Annotated in this window: 11 protein-coding genes; all 11 read left to right on the top strand. The window is 70.6% G+C overall.

What is annotated here, in order from left to right:
* Window positions 1-645, top strand: a complete 645-nt coding sequence (locus tag HUA75_RS39205; RefSeq protein WP_141646219.1) for a hypothetical protein — start codon at window positions 1-3, stop codon at window positions 643-645.
* A gap of 24 nt (window positions 646-669) precedes the next feature.
* A complete protein-coding gene (locus tag HUA75_RS39210; RefSeq protein ID WP_141646218.1) occupies window positions 670-960 on the top strand; it encodes a hypothetical protein in 291 nt (96 codons plus the stop codon).
* Between the two features lie 7 nt (window positions 961-967).
* The gene (locus tag HUA75_RS39215) at window positions 968-2,110 is read left to right on the top strand and encodes a hypothetical protein (protein ID WP_141646217.1); all 1,143 of its coding nucleotides are present in this window, start codon (window positions 968-970) and stop codon (window positions 2,108-2,110) included.
* Complete coding sequence (locus HUA75_RS39220) at window positions 2,107-2,655, top strand: phage baseplate assembly protein V (protein WP_141646216.1); 549 nt, start codon at window positions 2,107-2,109, stop codon at window positions 2,653-2,655. Before HUA75_RS39215 ends, HUA75_RS39220 begins: the two co-directional genes overlap by 4 nt.
* Window positions 2,656-2,657: 2 nt before the next feature.
* Window positions 2,658-2,987, top strand: a complete 330-nt coding sequence (locus tag HUA75_RS39225; protein WP_174489372.1) for a hypothetical protein — start codon at window positions 2,658-2,660, stop codon at window positions 2,985-2,987.
* A 3-nt stretch (window positions 2,988-2,990) separates the two neighbouring features.
* Entirely contained in the window at window positions 2,991-3,347 is a 357-nt protein-coding gene (locus HUA75_RS39230) for a GPW/gp25 family protein (RefSeq protein ID WP_141646214.1), read from the top strand.
* Between the two features lies 1 nt (window position 3,348).
* Entirely contained in the window at window positions 3,349-5,949 is a 2,601-nt protein-coding gene (locus HUA75_RS39235) for a putative baseplate assembly protein (protein WP_174489373.1), read from the top strand.
* Complete coding sequence (locus HUA75_RS48110) at window positions 5,946-8,528, top strand: putative baseplate assembly protein (protein WP_174489374.1); 2,583 nt, start codon at window positions 5,946-5,948, stop codon at window positions 8,526-8,528. Before HUA75_RS39235 ends, HUA75_RS48110 begins: the two co-directional genes overlap by 4 nt.
* The gene (locus tag HUA75_RS39245) at window positions 8,525-10,717 is read left to right on the top strand and encodes a hypothetical protein (RefSeq protein WP_174489375.1); all 2,193 of its coding nucleotides are present in this window, start codon (window positions 8,525-8,527) and stop codon (window positions 10,715-10,717) included. The genes HUA75_RS48110 and HUA75_RS39245 overlap by 4 nt, the downstream gene beginning before the upstream one ends.
* Before the next feature lie 9 nt (window positions 10,718-10,726).
* Window positions 10,727-14,803 carry a DUF6519 domain-containing protein gene (locus tag HUA75_RS39250; RefSeq protein WP_174489376.1) on the top strand — a complete coding sequence of 1,359 codons (4,077 nt, stop codon included), beginning with the start codon at window positions 10,727-10,729 and terminating at the stop codon, window positions 14,801-14,803.
* A 123-nt stretch (window positions 14,804-14,926) separates the two neighbouring features.
* Window positions 14,927-15,913 carry a DUF2278 family protein gene (locus HUA75_RS39255; protein ID WP_141646209.1) on the top strand — a complete coding sequence of 329 codons (987 nt, stop codon included), beginning with the start codon at window positions 14,927-14,929 and terminating at the stop codon, window positions 15,911-15,913.
* The last annotated feature ends 44 nt before the right edge of the window (window positions 15,914-15,957 follow it).

Consider the following 15,957-nt stretch of genomic DNA (forward strand, 5'->3'; position numbering starts at 1 on the left):
ATGAGTTCGTTCCCACGCACACCCCGCACGCAGCGAGGCGCCATCGTCGCGGTGGACCCGTTCAACCCCGTCGCGAGCCTGGTGGTGTTCCAATACAACCCGGACACGATGACGCGCACGCTGACGCCCCAGATGTCGGGCGACGGCGGCAATGACCGCACGGAGGCCCTGCGGCTCGCGGGTCCTCCGGTGGAGAACATCCGGGTGGACGTGGAGATAGACGCCACGGACCAGCTCGCCAATGGCGACCCCATCGCGGGGAGCCTGGGCATCTACCCCCAGCTGTCCTCGCTGGAGATGCTCATCTATCCCAAGTCGGCGCAGGTCATCCTCAACGCGGTGCTGATGCAGGTGGGCACGCTGGAAGTGGTGCCCGCCACCGCGCCGTTGACGCTCTTCATCTGGGGCCCCAAGCGGGTGCTGCCCGTGAAGCTCACCGAGTTCACCATCACCGAGGAAGCGTTCGACCCGAACCTCAATCCCATCCGCGCCAAGGTGTCCCTGGGGCTGCGAGTCCTCTCCTACAACGACCTGCCCCTGTTGCACCCCGGCTACGCCCTCTTCCTCACGCACCAGGTCGTCAAGGAGGCCATGGCCGTCGTCGGCAGCATCTCCGGCGTCGCCAATGCCTCGCTGCCACGCTGAGCGCCACGCCTCACGGGAGCTTTCATGCTCGACCCCACCAGCCGCTACGCCTCCCTGGAAACCGCCACCCTCACGCTCCCCGACGGGCGCGTGGCGGCCTACAAGCGCCGCCGCTTCATCCCCGCGGGCAATGCCCTGAAGGTCCTCGCCGAAGTCACCGTCACCGAGGGAGACAGGTTGGACCTGCTCACGCACCGCACGCTGGGAGACCCGGAGCACTTCTGGCGCGTCTGCGACGCCAACGACACGCTCAACCCCTTCGACCTGATGCGCGAGACGGGCTCCGTGGTGCGCATCGCCATGCCGGAATTCTGAGCGCGCGATGAGCCTGCTGGGAATCCACCTCACCCTGATGCTGGGCCCCACCGTGGCGGTGCCCGCGCCCGCGTCGTTCATGGAGTCCCTCCAGAACGTGGAGGTCACCCACAACGACGAGGGCCGCTCGGGCTTCCAGCTCACGTTCGGCGTGGGCCGCTCGGGCCCCATGCACCTCCTGGACTACGGGCTGGTGGGCCACCCGCTGCTCAAGCCCATGAACCGCGTGGTGCTGCTCGTCACCTTCAACGTGATTCCGCAGGTGCTCTTCGACGGGCTCATCACCCACCGCACGCTCACCCCGTCACAGCAGCCCGGCGCCTCCACGCTCACAATCACAGGAGAGGACATCAGCACCGCCATGGACCTGGACCAGAAGGTCCACGAGCACCCGGCCCAGGTGGAGCCCATCATCATCGCGCAGCTCGTCCTGAGCTACGCGCAGTACGGCCTGATTCCCGTCATCATCCCGCCGCCCTCGCTGGACGTGCCGCTGCCCATCTACCGCACGCCCGTCTTCCGAGGCACCGACTACGCCTACCTCCAGGAGATGGCGAGCCGCTACGGCTACGTCTTCCAGGTGACGCCCGGCCCCGCGCCGCTGACGAACACCGCGTACTGGGGCCCGCCCAACCGGCTGGGCATTCCCCAGCGGGCCCTGTCGGTGAACCTGGGCGCGCAGACGAACGTCGACTCCATCAACTTCCAGTACAACGCGCTCGCGTCCACGTCCGTGAGCGGGCAGGCCATCGCCTTCGGCCGGGCGCTCCCGGTGAAGACCTTCGCGAGCCTGCGCGTGCCCCCGCTGGCCAGTCAGCCCGCGTTGCTGTCGCAGTCCCGCGTGCGCACCTCGCTGCTCGAGGACGTGCCGGACGGCGCGGGCTACATCGCGGCCTTCGCCCAGGCGCAGGGCCAGACGGATGCGTCCACGGACCAGGTGCTCACGGGCTCCGGGGAGCTGGATGCCACGCGCTACGGCGACATGCTGCGCCCGCGAGGTCTGGTGGGTGTGCGCGGCGCGGGCTTCGAACACGACGGCTTCTTCTACGTGCGCAACGTCACGCACTCCATCCGCCCCGGTGAATACAAGCAGCGCTTCACGCTCACGCGTGAGGGGACCGGAGCGCTCACCCCTGTGGTGCCGCCATGAGCACGTACTTCGGGAAGTACCGCGGTGAGGTGGTCAACAACATCGACCCGCTGATGATGGGCCGCGTTCAGGTGAAGGTCCCCACCGTGCTGGGCGACAGCCAGTTGGGCTGGGCCATGCCGTGCATGCCCTATGGCGGCAGCGGCAAGGGCTTCTTCGCGGTGCCGCCCACGGGCGCCAAGGTCTGGGTGGAGTTCGAGCGCGGAGACCTCAACTACCCCATCGTCGCCGGCTGCTTCTGGGGCGAGGGCGAGGCCCCGGCCACCCCCGGCCTGCCCACCACCAAGGTGTGGAAGACGGACGCCATCACCCTGAAGCTCGACGACCTGCCCGGCGCGGGCGGGCTGACCATCGAGGTGAGCCCTCCGGCCGTGCCCATGCCGCTCAAGGCCACCTTCACCGCGGCCGGCATCGAAATCGACCACGGGGGGACGGCCAAGGTGGTGCTCAGCGCCACCGGCATCGAGCTGTCGTTCGGCGCCGCCAACATCAAGCTCGGTCCCACGGGTGTCAACGTCAACAACGGCGCGCTGGAGGTCATCTAGCCATGGGAGCCTTCTTCCTCCACGTCGGAGCCACGGTGATGTGTCCGCACGGGGGCCAGATGCAGACCACGCCCGGCAATCCCCGCGTCAAGGTGGGCGGCCAGCCCGTGGCCACCATGGCGGACCAGTACCTCGTCACGGGCTGTCCCCTTCCACCACCGCCCGCCAACATGGGCCCCTGCGTGCAGGTGAAGTGGCTGGTGCCCGCCGTGCGCGTGCGCGCGGGAGGCCAGTTCGTCATCCTGCAGAACAGCGTGGGGATGTCCATTGGCGCCGCGCCCCTGGGACCGCCCCAGGTGGTGATGACGCAGGTCCGGGTGAAGGGAACCTGAGCCATGCACATCGCCTTCCCATACCGACTGGATGGACGGGGCCGCACGGCGGACGCGGACCTGGACACGCACGTGCGGCACCTGATTGAGCAGGTGCTCTTCACCTCGCCGGGCGAGCGCGTCAACCGGCCCACGTTCGGCACCGGACTGGGGCAGCTCGTCTTCGCGCCCAACAGCTCGGAGCTGGCCACCGCCACGCAGTTCCTGGTGCAGGGCGCGCTCCAACAGTGGCTGGGAGACCTCATCCAGGTGGAGGCCGTGGAGACGCTCAGCGTGGAGGCCACCCTCCAGGTGACGGTGCGGTACGTGGTGCGCCGCACGCAGCAGCGTCAGACGGCCCGGTTCACGAGGGAGCTCTGACATGGGCGCGCGCTACGTCTGCAAGAGCGAGCAGCGACGCCGGCTGGTGGAGGCCCACGCCACCTTCAACGGCATCGACTATCTGGAGGTGCTCGACGAGGACGCGGAGGCGCTCGGCCTGGAGCGCCAGCGGACGCTATGGGTGCGCTGCTACAAGCCGCTGCCCGCGAACCTGAACGCGGACAACGTCTCCATCACCGGAGGCGTGCGGCTCAAGGACATCGGCGTGGCCCTGGCCTTCCGCATGGACCTGGCGCCTCCGGACCCTCTCACCACGGCCGCCGAGCGGGCCGAGTACACGCGGCGCAAGGAGCTGGACGAGGCCAACGGCACGCACGAGACGGAGCAGACGCTGGTGGTGCGAACCACCTCCTCGGGCGACTTCTCCACGTACACGCTGGCGCTGCTCCGGGGCTTCCTGGACACGGTGCCGCCCGCGGACTTCGACGCGCCCCTGTCCCGCGTGGACTTCACCTTCAAGGTGGAGTGTCCGAGCGAGTTCGACTGCGCCCCGCCGAAGCACGCCGACGCACCCTCGGGCGAGGACCCGCCCATCGACTACCTCACGCGGGACTACGCCAGCTTCCGGCGCCTGCTGTTGGACAGGCTGTCGGAGGTGACGCCGCAGTGGAAGGAGCGCAACCCCGCGGACCTGGGCGTGACGCTGGTGGAGCTGATGGCCTACTCGGCCGACTACCTCAGCTACTACCAGGACGCGGTGGCCACCGAGGCGTACCTGGGCACCGCGCGGAAGCGCACCTCCGTGCGTCGCCACGCGAAGCTCCTGGACTACCCCATGCACGACGGCGGCAACGCGCGCGCGTGGGTGACGGTGCAGGTGGCTTCCGGCGCGGAAGGCTGGGCCCTGCCCGGGCCCACCGACGTGACGCCGGGCGCGATGTTCGTCACCACCGTGGACGCTCCGCGCGTGCTCGATGCACGTCAGCTCCAGGCAGCCGTGACGGCGGGCGCGGAGGTGTTCGAGTCGCTCCACCCCGCCACCCTCCATTCCGGCCATGGCCGCATCGTCTTCCACACCTGGGGCGAGGACCGGTGCTGTCTGCCCCAGGGCGCCACCGCCGCCACGCTCCTGAATCCTCCCTTCGACTCCGACCCGGCGCAGCGGGTGATGACTCCGAAGAACTTCACGCCCGGGCTGGTGCTGCTGCTGGAAGAGGTGCGCAGCCCGGAGACCGGACGCGTGGTGGACGCCGAGCCGTCGCGCCGCCACGCCGTGCGGCTGACGCAGGTGGAGTTCACCCGCGACCCGCTGATGGACCTGGACGTGGTGGAGGTGGCGTGGGGCCCCGAGGACGCGCTGCCCTTCGAGCTGTGCCTGTGGAGCGTGGGCGTTCCGCTGGACTCCACGGGTGAGACAGAGGACCCACCAGGACAGGCCGCGCCGGTGAGCGTGGCGCGCGGCAACGTGGTGCTGGTGGACCACGGCCGCACGCTGACGGACGCGCTGCCCACCGTGTCCGTCGAGGGCCGCTACCGTCCCAGGCTTGCGCGCGGGCCGCTCACCCAGGTGTCCCGCGTGGACGGGCGCCGCGCGGTGGACCCCACGGCCTCCGCGGCGGCGGCGCTGCGCACGCCCGCCGAAGAGGCGCTGCCCGCCATCTGGTTGCGAGAAGCGGAGAGCGGGCGGGTGTGGACGCCCCGTCGCACGCTGCTCAACAGCGGCCGGTTCAGTCGCGAGTTCGTCGCCGAGGTCGAGGACGACGGCCGGGCCCGCCTGCGCTTCGGAGACAACGTGCTCGGCGAGCGCCCCAGCCCCGACGTGGCGTTGTCGGCGACATATCGCATCGGCAACGGCACCTCCGGGAACGTGGGCTCGGAGTCCATCACCCACCTGTACTCGCTGGTGGGCGGCGACTGGCGCGCTGCCATCCTGCGCGTGCGCAACCCGCTGCCGGCGCGGGGCGGCGTGGAACCGGAGTCCGTGGAGCGGGTGCGCGTCAACGCGCCAGAGGCCTTCCGCGTCCAGCAGCGCGCGGTGACGGAGGACGACTACGCGGAGGTGGCCCAGCGCCACCCCGAGGTGCAGCGCGCGGTGGGCAGCCTGCGGTGGACGGGGAGCTGGCACACCATGTTCGTCACCGTGGACCGGCGCGGCGGCTTCCCCGTGGACGCGGACTTCTCCGAGCGGCTCACCGCGTTCCTGGAGCGCTTCCGCCTCGCGGGCTACGACTTGCGCGTCGACGCGCCCCTCTTCGTCCCGTTGGACATCGCCATGACGGTCTGCGTGTCGCCGGGATATCTCGCCGCCAACGTGAAGGCCGCGCTGCTGGAGGCCTTCAGCACGGCGGAGCTGCCGGGCGGACAGCGCGGCTTCTTCCACCCGGACAACTTCTCCTTCGGCCAGCCCGTGTACCTGAGCCAGCTCGTCGCCACGGCCATGAAGGTCCCCGGGGTGGCGTGGGTGGAGACGGAGGACGCACCCGGCAAGCCGCAGCGCTTCCGCCGCTTCGGACAGGTGCCGCGCGACGAGTGGAAGGACGGGCTCATCGCCATGGAGCGGCTGGAGATCGCCCGGCTCGACAATGACCCGAGCCAGCCCGAGAACGGGCAGCTCGACTTCTTCATGCAGGGGGGCCTGTGAGCACTTCAGCCAAGGGCTCGGGGGACTGCGAGGCGTGCGAGGACCGGGGCCCGCCGGAGCCCACGCCGCTCTACAACCGGCCGGGACAACCCGCGCTCGCGTATCGCATCGGCACGCACTCCAGCTTCTTCCAGCGCATGCTGGCGCGGCTGCCGACGGAGTTCCTCCCGGACGGAGAGTTCCAGGGCACCCGGCCCCTGGCCTCGCTGTCCACGCGCAGTCCGGAGGACCTGTCCATCGCGCTGCTGGATGCGTGGGCCACGGCCGCGGACGTGCTGACCTTCTACCAGGAGCGCATCGCCAACGAGGGCTTCCTGCGCACCGCCACGGAGCGGCGCTCGGTGCTGGAGCTGGCGCGGCAGCTTGGCTACGAGCTCAAGCCCGGCGTCGCCGCCAGCACGTACCTGGTCTTCACCGTGGAGACGGCGCCCGGCGCGCCCACGCGGGTGACGGTGCCCGTGGGCGTGCAGGTGCTCAGCATCCCCGGCCAGGACGCGAGGCCGCAGACCTTCGAGACGACGGAGGCGATGGAGGCGCGCGCGGAGTGGAACGTCCTCAAGGTGCCCAGGACGCAGCCGCAAGAGCTGCTGCGCGGCGAGGACACGCTCTACCTCCAGGGCATCCAGCCCGGAATCCAACCGGGAGACGCCCTGCTGCTCGTGGGCGAGGAGCGGGAGACGGTTCCCGGCAGCGAGCAGTGGGACTTGCGCTGGGTGACGCGCGTCACCCGGGTGACGAACCCGACGGAGCCGGCGCTCAACCACACCGTGGTGCAGTGGGAGCCGGGGCTGGGCAGCGACACGCCTCGCGTGGACCCGGCGGACCATCCGCGCGCCTATGTGCTGCGGCTGCGCGGCAACCTCTTCGGCTACAACGCGCCGTCCTTCAAGGCGATGCCGGAGGACATCAAGAAGCTCTACAACCCGGACTACAGGCCCGGCGACAATCGCTTCACCCAGTGGCCCCACTTCGAGAACCAGACGGCCGTCCAGGGCATCGTCGACCTGGACCGCGAGTACCCCACGCTCGTGCTCGGCAGCTGGGTGGCGCTCTGGAAGTCCAAGTACGTGGAGCTGTATCGCATCACCGACATCCAGCCCTGGGCGCGTGAGGACTTCACGATGAACGCCAAGGTGTCGCGCCTCACGTTCGACACCAACGAGCACCTGTCCTACTTCCCGCTGCGCAGCACCGTCGTCCTCGCGCAGAGCGAGGAGCTGCCCATTGGCGAGATGCCCCGGACGGACCCGGTGGGCGGCAATGACATCGAGCTGGACCGCGCGGTGGAGGGCCTGGAGCCGGGTCACGTGCTGCTCGTCGAGGGCCGCCCCTACCGGGAGACCCCCGAGTCAGGGGAGTGGGTCCGCGAGGTGGTGGTGCTGGACCGCGCGGAGCCGCTGGCGAATGGACGCACGCGACTGGTGCTGACGGAGGAGTTGTCCACGCAGCTGGTGCGCTCCACCGTCAGCATCTACGGCAACGTGCTGCCCTCCACGCATGGCGAGACGGTGCGCGAGGTGCTCGGGGGCGGAGATGGCTCGCGCATGCTCCAGCGCTTCGTGCTGCGCAAGCCGCCGCTCACCCACGTGCCCGCGCCCACCGATACGGGTGGGGAGAGCACGCTGGAGGTCCGGGTCAACGGCGTGCTCTGGAAGGAGGTGCCCACCCTCTTCGGCCAGGACGCGCGCGCCGAGGTCTACATGGTGCGCATCCAGGACGACAGCTCCGTGGTGGTGACCTTCGGCGACGGCGTGTCCGGCGCACGGCTGCCCACGGGCCAGGAGAACGTGACGGCGGTGTACCGCTCCGGCATCGGCCCGGAGGGCGAGGTGGACCGGGGACAACTGGCGCTGCTCAAGGTGAGGCCGCTGGGCATCCGCGAGGTCACCAACCCGCTCCCGGCCACCGGTGCCGCCGCGCCCGAGTCTCGCGACGACGCGCGCGCCAATGCTCCGGCCTCCGTGCTGACGCTGCGCCGCGTGGTGTCGCTGCAGGACTACGAGGACTTCGCCGCGACGTTCGCCGGCATCGGCAAGGCCCAGGCGGCGGACCTGACCAACGGCGAGCGCATCCTCGTCCACGTCACCGTCGCGGCGAAGAGCGGTGGGCCGGTGGCCGAGGACTCCCTGCTCTACGAGAGCCTGAAGGAAGCGTTGCGCACGCACCACGACCCGGTCCGCCAGTTCGCGCTCTCCTCGTACGAACAGCTCTACTTCGCGATGGAGGCCCGGCTGCGGCTGGACGCGCGCTACCTGCCCGAGGACGTGCTGGCCCGCGCGGAGGCCGCGCTGCGCGACGCCTTCTCGTTCGAGCGGCGGAAGTTCGCCCAGGCGGTGAGCGGCGCGGAAATCATCCGCGTCCTCCAGGACGTGCCCGGCGTGGTGATGGTGGACCTGGAGCGGCTGCACCCGACGACGCCCGCGGTGCCGGCCCAGAAGCTGTTCTCGCTGCTCAGGGCCCGGGGCGCGCGGTGGGAGGGCACGACGCTCCGGCCCGCGCAGCTGCTCCTGTTGGACCCGTCGCTCCAGGGTGAAAACCGGGGCGTGACGCTCGTCGTGGAATCGGAGGTGAGCCCGTGAGCCCCTCGCCGCAGGACAGGCTGTACAAGCTGCTGCCGGCCATCCATCGCGCCAAGGACACGCTCCAGGGCGAGCCCCTGCGCGCGCTGCTGGCCGTCATGGAGCGCGAGTTCCTGGCGCTCGAGGAGGACATCGGCCAGCTCCACGACAACTGGTTCATCGAGACGTGCCAGGAGTGGGTGGTGCCGTACATCGGCGACCTGCTCAAGGTGCGCGATCTGGTGCCGGTGGACCCCGGCCTCTTCAGCCAGCGCGCCTATGTGGCCAACTCACTGGCCTACCGGCGGCGCAAGGGCACCGCGGCCATGCTGGAGCAGCTCGCGCGCGACGTGACGGGCTGGCCCGCGCGCGCGGTGGAGTTCTTCCAGCGCGTGGGCACCACCCAGCACGTCAACCACCCGCGCCCCACGAGCCTGCGCACCCCGGACCTGAGAGATTCGAACGCGCTGGAGCTGGTGGGCTCGCCCTTCGAGGACGCGACGCGCACGGTGGACGTGCGCCACATCGACAACCAGCGCGGCAAGCACAACCTCCCCAACGTCGGCCTCTTCCTGTGGCGACTGGAGGCGTACCCCGTGGTGCTCGCGCCGGCGTTCCGCGTGCTCCCCGGCTCGGAGCCCGGCGCCACGGAAGCGGGCCTCTTCCGCTTCAACGTCCTGGGCAGCGACACCCACCTGTTCAACCTGCCGCAGTCGGAGACCACGCTCAGCTCGCTCGCCGGAGAGCTGAACGTGCCCGGCCCGCTGCGACGCCGCCCGCTGTATGACGAGCTGGAGGCCCGCCGCGCCGCGCTCGCGCAGGACCGGACGCCGGAGCAGCTCGCCTTTGGCGCCGCGCCCCCCTTCTCGCTCCACCGCGAGACGGCGCCGGACACGCTCGAGGAAGTGTCCCCGGATGAAATCGTCATCTGCGACCTGTCCACCTGGCACCGCCCCGCCGCCACCCTCCCCTATCCCGGCACCGACCCGAACGCCCCGCCGGTGAATCGGGACATCCTCGTCGCGGTGGACCCGGTCCTCGGCCGGCTGGCCTTCGCGCAGGGCCGGCCCGTGCCGGACACGCTGTACGTGAGCTATGCCAACGGCTTCAGCAGCGAGGTGGGCGGCGGCTTCTATGACCGGCAGGAGACGCTCCTCCCGCTGGAGCAGCGTGACGCCTACCGCGTGGACACGCGGGCCGGTCCCTTCACCTCCGTGCAACTGGCCACGGACACGAGCGCCGCGAGCGCGGACGCGCTGGTGGAGGTGCTCGACAGCGAGCGCTATCCGCTGACCACGCTGAACGTCGCGTCCAGCGCGCGCCTGGAGCTGCGGGCCGCCAACCTCCAGCGCCCGGTCCTCGACCTCCAGGGCGGACGGTGCGTGGTGCGGCTGGGCAAGGGCGCCACGCTGGTGCTCAGCGGACTGCTGGTGCGCGGTGGCGTGCTGGAGGTGTACGCCGCCGACAATGCCACCCTGGACCTGCGGCACTGCACGCTGGTCCCCGGGCGGGACTTGATGCCCGACGGACAGCCGCGCACCCAGGCGCCGAGCCTCGTCGTGCGAGGGGCGAAGGACGGCGACTGCACCGTCCTCTTGAGCCGCTGCATCACCGGGCCGATTCAAACGGGCCGCGCCTCCACGCTCCGGCTGGAGGACTGCATCGTGGACGGCCTGGGAGGCCTGGCGCTCCAGCCGCTGCCACCCCTGCCGGGGCCGGTGGAGGATCCGCCGGTGGAGTCCTACGAGGGCGCCGGCAGGACGGGCGCGCTGCACGTGCTGGCCAGCACGGTGCTGGGGGGCGTGGAGGCCACCGTGCTGGTGCTCGGCAGCGACTCGCTCTTCACCGGCCGGGTCGACGTGGTGCAGCGGCAGGAAGGCTGCGTGCGCTTCTCGTACGTGCCGCCGGGCTCGCGCGTGCCCCAGCGCTTCCGGTGCCAGCCCGCCTACGCCGAGGACGCGCCCGACGACGTGCGCCTGGAAGTGGAGCGGCGCGTGAAGCCCGTCTTCACGTCGGACCGTTATGGAGACCCCGGCTACTGCCAGCTCCGGGATGACACCGACTCCGGCATCCGCCGGGGCGCGAGCGACGAGGGGGAGATGGGCGTGTTCCACCACCTTCAACAACCGCAGCGCGAGGCCAACCTCCGCGCCAGCTTGACTGACTACCTGCGCTTCGGACTCGAAGCCGGGTTCTTCTTCGTGACCTGAGGAGACGCCATGAAGGGTGATTTCAGCCGGAACACCTTCCGGCCCGCGAAGCACTACTCCGGCGTGCGGATGCAGCAGGGCCGCGTCCAGCTCGACGCCGACTGGAACGAGCACGTCGACATCCAGCGGTATCTGGACGAGACGACCTGGCGGGACATCATCGGCTCCAGCGGCACGCCCCAGGAGCCGGGCACGCCCGCGGACCAGACGGGGTTCGCCGTCGTCCTGATAGAGGGGCAGTTGCTGGTCCGCCGCGGCCACTACTACGTGGACGGCATCCTCTGTGAGAACGAGCAAGAGCAGGCCCTGGGCGCGCAGCCGGACCTGCCCGGCGTGCCGCTGCCCGAAGTGAACGGGCGCTACCTGGCGTTCCTGGACGTGTGGCGGCGCCACGTCACCGCGCTGGAGGACACGGAGCTGCGCGAGGTGGCGCTGGGCGGACCGGACACCGCCACGCGCACCCGCACCGTGTGGCAGGCGCGGCTGTATCCGCTGACGGGCGACCAGGCCTCCGGGCCGGTGGAGGCGGTGCCGTGCCACACCTTCGGCACCCCCGAGTGGACGCCGGCGGAGCTGACGAGCACCGGCACGCTGGCGGCGCGCGGCGAGCCCGAGCAGGTCAGCGACAACCCGTGCATCGTCGCGGCGGAGGCGGGCTACCGCCGCTTGGAGAACCAGCTCTATCGGGTGGAGGTCCACCGGGCCAACACGAGCGGCGGCCGGGCCACCTTCAAGTGGTCTCGCGACAACGGCATCCTCTACACCCGCGTCGAGTCGGTGGACGTCGACGACCGCCTCCTCGTGGTGGCCGAGCCGGGCAAGGACGGCTACCGGCGCTTCCAGCCGAACCAGTGGCTGGAGCTGACGAACGAGTCGCGCGTGCTGCGCGGCGAACCCGGAGAGCTGGTCCGGGTGGAGGCCGTCACGGGCAATCGCATCACCATCGACACGGCGACGTGGCCTGTCACCCTGCCCTCCGGCGCGCTCACGGTGCGCGGCTGGGACACGGTGGGCACCACGGGAACGGTGGAGGTCATTCCGGCCGCCGACCCGACCAGCCCTGACAGCGGCTGGATTCCGCTGGAGAGCGGCGTGCAGGTGCGCTTCACCGCGGGCCACTACCGCACGGGCGACTACTGGCTCATCCCCGCGCGCACGGTGACGCGCACCGTGCTCTGGCCGCGGCGCGCGGGCGTCCCGACGTTCGAGTCCGCGCACGGCATCCGGCACCACTACTGCGCGCTCGCGGTGATGGAGCGCACGAACCTCGGCTGGACGGTGCATGACTGCCGCAAGCTGTTCGCCCCGCTCACCGAGCACAAGACGCTGGTGTACGCCGGAGGCGATGGCCAGGAGGTGATGCCCACGAGGACGCCCGCTCCTCCGGCACGGCTCGCACGTCCGCTGCGCGCCGGAGTGTTCAACGGGCGGATTCCCGTGGAGGGCGCGCGCGTCCAGTTCAGTGTCGTCACGTCCGAGGGCAACGGCACGCTGGAGGACGTGAGCAGGCCGGCGAACACCGGCACCACCATCGTCGTCTACACCGACGTCAGCGGCATCGCCGAGGCCTGGTGGACGCCGCAAATCGACGGGTGGCAGACGGTGGACCACCCCCGGCACAGCCAGGTGGTGGAGGCGCGGCTGCTGGACCATGGCAACGAGGAGGTCCACGCGCCGCTGCGCTACAGCGCCAGCCTCAGCGTCGCCTCGAAGGTGGCGTACGCCCCGGACACGGCCCAGGAAATCCTCAACGAGACGCACACCGTCCAGGAGGCGCTCGACACGCTGAGCCGGCAGCTGGTGCTCACGTACGAAGGGGGCGACGGGCAGGAGGCCATGCCCGGTGAAGTGCTCCCGCGCCCGCTGCGGGTGGGCGTGGCCCGTCACCAGCGCCGCGCGGCGAACCAGACGGTGCGCTTCCGGGTGCTGGGCGACGCCCGGGGGGAGTACAACGGCGTGCGCCTCGCGGGCTCGGGCAACCCCTGGACGGAGAGCATCATCGTCCCCACCGACGCGGACGGCATCGCCCAGGTGGAGTGGCTGCCGAACCAGAACGACGCCACGCAACAGGTGGAGGCGCGGCTGCTCGTGGCGGACGGCGGCGGCAACCTCCGCGAGGTCCACCTGCCCCTGGTCTTCACCGCGCGCCTGAGCCGCGCCGACCGGGTCGCCTACCAGCCCGGAGGGTGCCAGACGCTGTTCAGCGCGGACACGGTGCAGGAGGCGCTGGACACGCTGTGCCGACAGCGCACGTTCCTGTACCTCGGTGGAGATGGTCAGCAGGCCCACTCAGGGGATGTGCTGCCCACGCCGCTCATCGTCGCGGTGATGACCGGAGAGAACCCGGTCGCCAACGCCATCGTCCACTTCCGCCTGGTCCAGCCCCAGGACGGAGCCCGCCTGCGCTCCCTGGACGGAGCGCTGGAGGGTCCGTCGTTGCTCATCCGCACCGACGCGCAAGGCATCGCGGCGGTGCGCTGGGTCATCTCCCGTGCGGAAGCCCAGCAGGTGACGGCGGTGCTCGTCGAGGACGCTCAGCAGCCGACCCGGCTTCCGCCCATCGTGTTCAGCGCACGCCCCGGCCTGGAAAGTGGTGAAGAGGGCTCCGTCCACGTGGCCCGGGTGGAGCTGGCCGCCAATCCCCAGTTCGTGCTGGAGAACGATGGGCTGCTCGGGTTCGACCCCTTCGGCCTCTTCCGTCAGGGGATTCGCATCATCTGCACGGAGGAGCTCGCGCCCTTTCTGGCTCCCTCGGGCGCGCCCCTGCCCCTGCCGCCGCCGGTCGTCACCCTGTCACTGGATGTCGTCTATCCGTTGACGACCCCGGACGTGACCTACTGGACGCAGCAGATGGGCCGCGCTCCGGGCTTCGTGGGTCACCAGACCTTCCACATGAGGGGCGAGGCGCGCATCTTCGGCACGGACATCGTCTGGGTCCCCCTCCTGGAGTCCTACCGGTGGATGGACCTGCTGCGCTCGTACAACATCGACAACTTCAACAACGCCCGGATGCTCGCGAAGCTGCGGGTCCAGGGGGGCTTCATCCACTCGCGCGACGGCTTCCGCGTCCTGGATGGCGAGGTGATTTCCCAGTCGCTCCAGCGGCGCTTCGCCATCGGCTATCCCAACCGGGGCGACGGCAGACAGGGCGGCGACTTCGAGCTGTGGTTCTGGATTCAGTGCTTCGCCGGCTCACCGCCCAGCCCCTTCCCGGGCCAGGGTGGAAGTCAGGTGCTGCCCGCCTCCACCCTGGAGTCCCGCTTCACGTCGGGCCTGGAGCAGCCCTGGGGACTGGCGAGAGACGCGAAGCACCAGGAGCTGCTGGTGGCGGACACGAGCGCCAGCGCCGTGGTGCGCTTCAGTCTGGCGGAGCAGGAGGCGACTCGCACGGTGGGAACGCTGCGCGAGGGCGTGGAGCAGCCCACGGCGCTGGTGTTGGACCCGGCCCGCGACGAGCTCTACGTGGCCAACGGCGGCGGGGACTCGGTGGCCGTCTTCCGCCGCGATGACAAGGGCGAGTTCCAGTCCGCGCGCGTGCTCTCCGGAAGGAAGACGGGGCTGTCCGGCCCGCTGGGACTGGCGCTGGACGTGAAGCAACACCGCCTCTTCGTGGCGGGCTCCGGCAAGGCGCAGGTGACGGGGCTGACGGCGGCGAGCAAGACGGGCCGGGGAGCCTTCCTCTCCCTGTTCGACATGGCGGCGGAAGGCGACACGGCGCCGCTCGCCCGGTGGACGGGGGAGCAACTCAAGCTCAACCGCGCCTCGGGCCTGGCGCTCGATGTCACCCACCAGGAGCTCTTCGTCGCGGACTACGGGGCGGACGCGGTGGCCGTGTACTCGGTGGAGGCGCTGCTCGCGGGCAAGGAGAACGTGAAGCCGCTGCGGCTGCTTCACGGCAAGGCCACGGAGCTGGACCAGCCGACGGGTGTCTCCCTGGATGCGGCGGGCGAGGAGCTGTGGGTGGCCAACGCCCGCTCGGGCACCATCACCGTGTATCGCCGTGATGCCCACGGCGACGCGGCGCCGCTGCGCACGGTGGAGGCCCCCGCGAAGCCTCACAAGGGGCCTCGCGCCGTGCTGCCGTAGCCCCCGCCGCGAGGAGCCCGGCGTCCAGGCGGGCCCGTGTCGGTACGGGCTCCGGGCGGCCCTCGACACGGGCCGCGAGACATCCGGCGCGTGACGCCTCTTCCCCGGGAGGAGGAATCACGCATGCCGCTCAAGAACTACGGAGTGCTGAAGGGCTCCGCCATCGCGCGACGGCTGGGCTCCGGTCCCAGCCCCCACTATCAGGTCCGCCTCGTCGACCAGGACGCGGACCACCGCATCGCCATCAACGTCAGCTCCAAGCTGCCGCCGTCGGACCTGGAGTACCTGGTCGACGAGAACTTCCGGCATCCATCCACCGACGCCCTCAAGGCCCTGCCGCTCGGCTTCACGGCCCTGCCTGGAGGAGGTGGCGGACGCGCGCTCGACTACATCCGGGGCAACTTCTTCGACCGCTCGCTCATGAAGGCGCTGTCGCCCAACGTGCCGGGGCCGGACAACGACTTGAACGAGAAGCTGGACCACTTCTTCCAGCGCGCCATGGCGGACGAGCAGGCCACCGTCTACGCCTTCGGCGAAACGTGGGGACCGGAGAGCGCGAAGGACAAGTACTTCGGCTTCAGCCCCGGACGCGGCATCCACGACATCCACATGAACCAGGGCAACCACTCCTCCTTCGCGAGCCAGGATGGCGTGTGGCAGGACGGCGGCGTGCTCCTCCACTTCGCGGAGCCCGAGCAGTGGGTGGGCATCTTCCTCAAGTTCCAGTCCCAGGTCTGGCACACCGACGACCGCACGGGACATGCCCTCACCACGCCCGTGCCCGAACAGCATGACGGCCTGGTGCGCATCATCGCCGCGCTCGTCAACGACACCCACGCGCCCGAGCAGGAGACCGTCACCCTCCTCAACACGTCACCCGCACCGGTGTCCCTCTCCGGCTGGGTGCTCGCGGACCGGAAGAAACACCAGCAGACCTTGAGTGGAGACCTGGCCCCCGGCGCAACCCGCGTGCTGCGCGTCCAGAAGCCCGTGGAGCTCACCAACCAGGGCGGCTCCATCAACCTGCTCGATGCCCAGGGGCTGAAGGTGGACGGCGTCTCGTACGTGAAGGAGCAGGTCCGTCGCCCCGGTTGGACCGTCGTCTTCTGACACGACGGACATGTGACGCGGGGGTTGCCGGCGGGCCCGCTCCA

This window comes from Myxococcus sp. CA040A, from assembly GCF_013336725.1.
Lineage (GTDB): Bacteria > Myxococcota > Myxococcia > Myxococcales > Myxococcaceae > Myxococcus > Myxococcus llanfairpwllgwyngyllgogerychwyrndrobwllllantysiliogogogochensis.

Bases quoted from the DNA above. Each gene is read 5' to 3' on its own strand.
- HUA75_RS39225 (WP_174489372.1), top strand. From the start codon at position 2,658: ATGGGAGCCTTCTTCCTCCACGTCGGAGCCACGGTGATGTGTCCGCAC.
- HUA75_RS39255 (WP_141646209.1), top strand. From the start codon at position 14,927: ATGCCGCTCAAGAACTACGGAGTGCTGAAGGGCTCCGCCATCGCGCGA.
- HUA75_RS39230 (WP_141646214.1), top strand. From the start codon at position 2,991: ATGCACATCGCCTTCCCATACCGACTGGATGGACGGGGCCGCACGGCG.
- HUA75_RS39215 (WP_141646217.1), top strand. From the start codon at position 968: ATGAGCCTGCTGGGAATCCACCTCACCCTGATGCTGGGCCCCACCGTG.
- HUA75_RS39220 (WP_141646216.1), top strand. From the start codon at position 2,107: ATGAGCACGTACTTCGGGAAGTACCGCGGTGAGGTGGTCAACAACATC.
- HUA75_RS39235 (WP_174489373.1), top strand. From the start codon at position 3,349: ATGGGCGCGCGCTACGTCTGCAAGAGCGAGCAGCGACGCCGGCTGGTG.
- HUA75_RS39205 (WP_141646219.1), top strand. From the start codon at position 1: ATGAGTTCGTTCCCACGCACACCCCGCACGCAGCGAGGCGCCATCGTC.
- HUA75_RS39250 (WP_174489376.1), top strand. From the start codon at position 10,727: ATGAAGGGTGATTTCAGCCGGAACACCTTCCGGCCCGCGAAGCACTAC.
- HUA75_RS39210 (WP_141646218.1), top strand. From the start codon at position 670: ATGCTCGACCCCACCAGCCGCTACGCCTCCCTGGAAACCGCCACCCTC.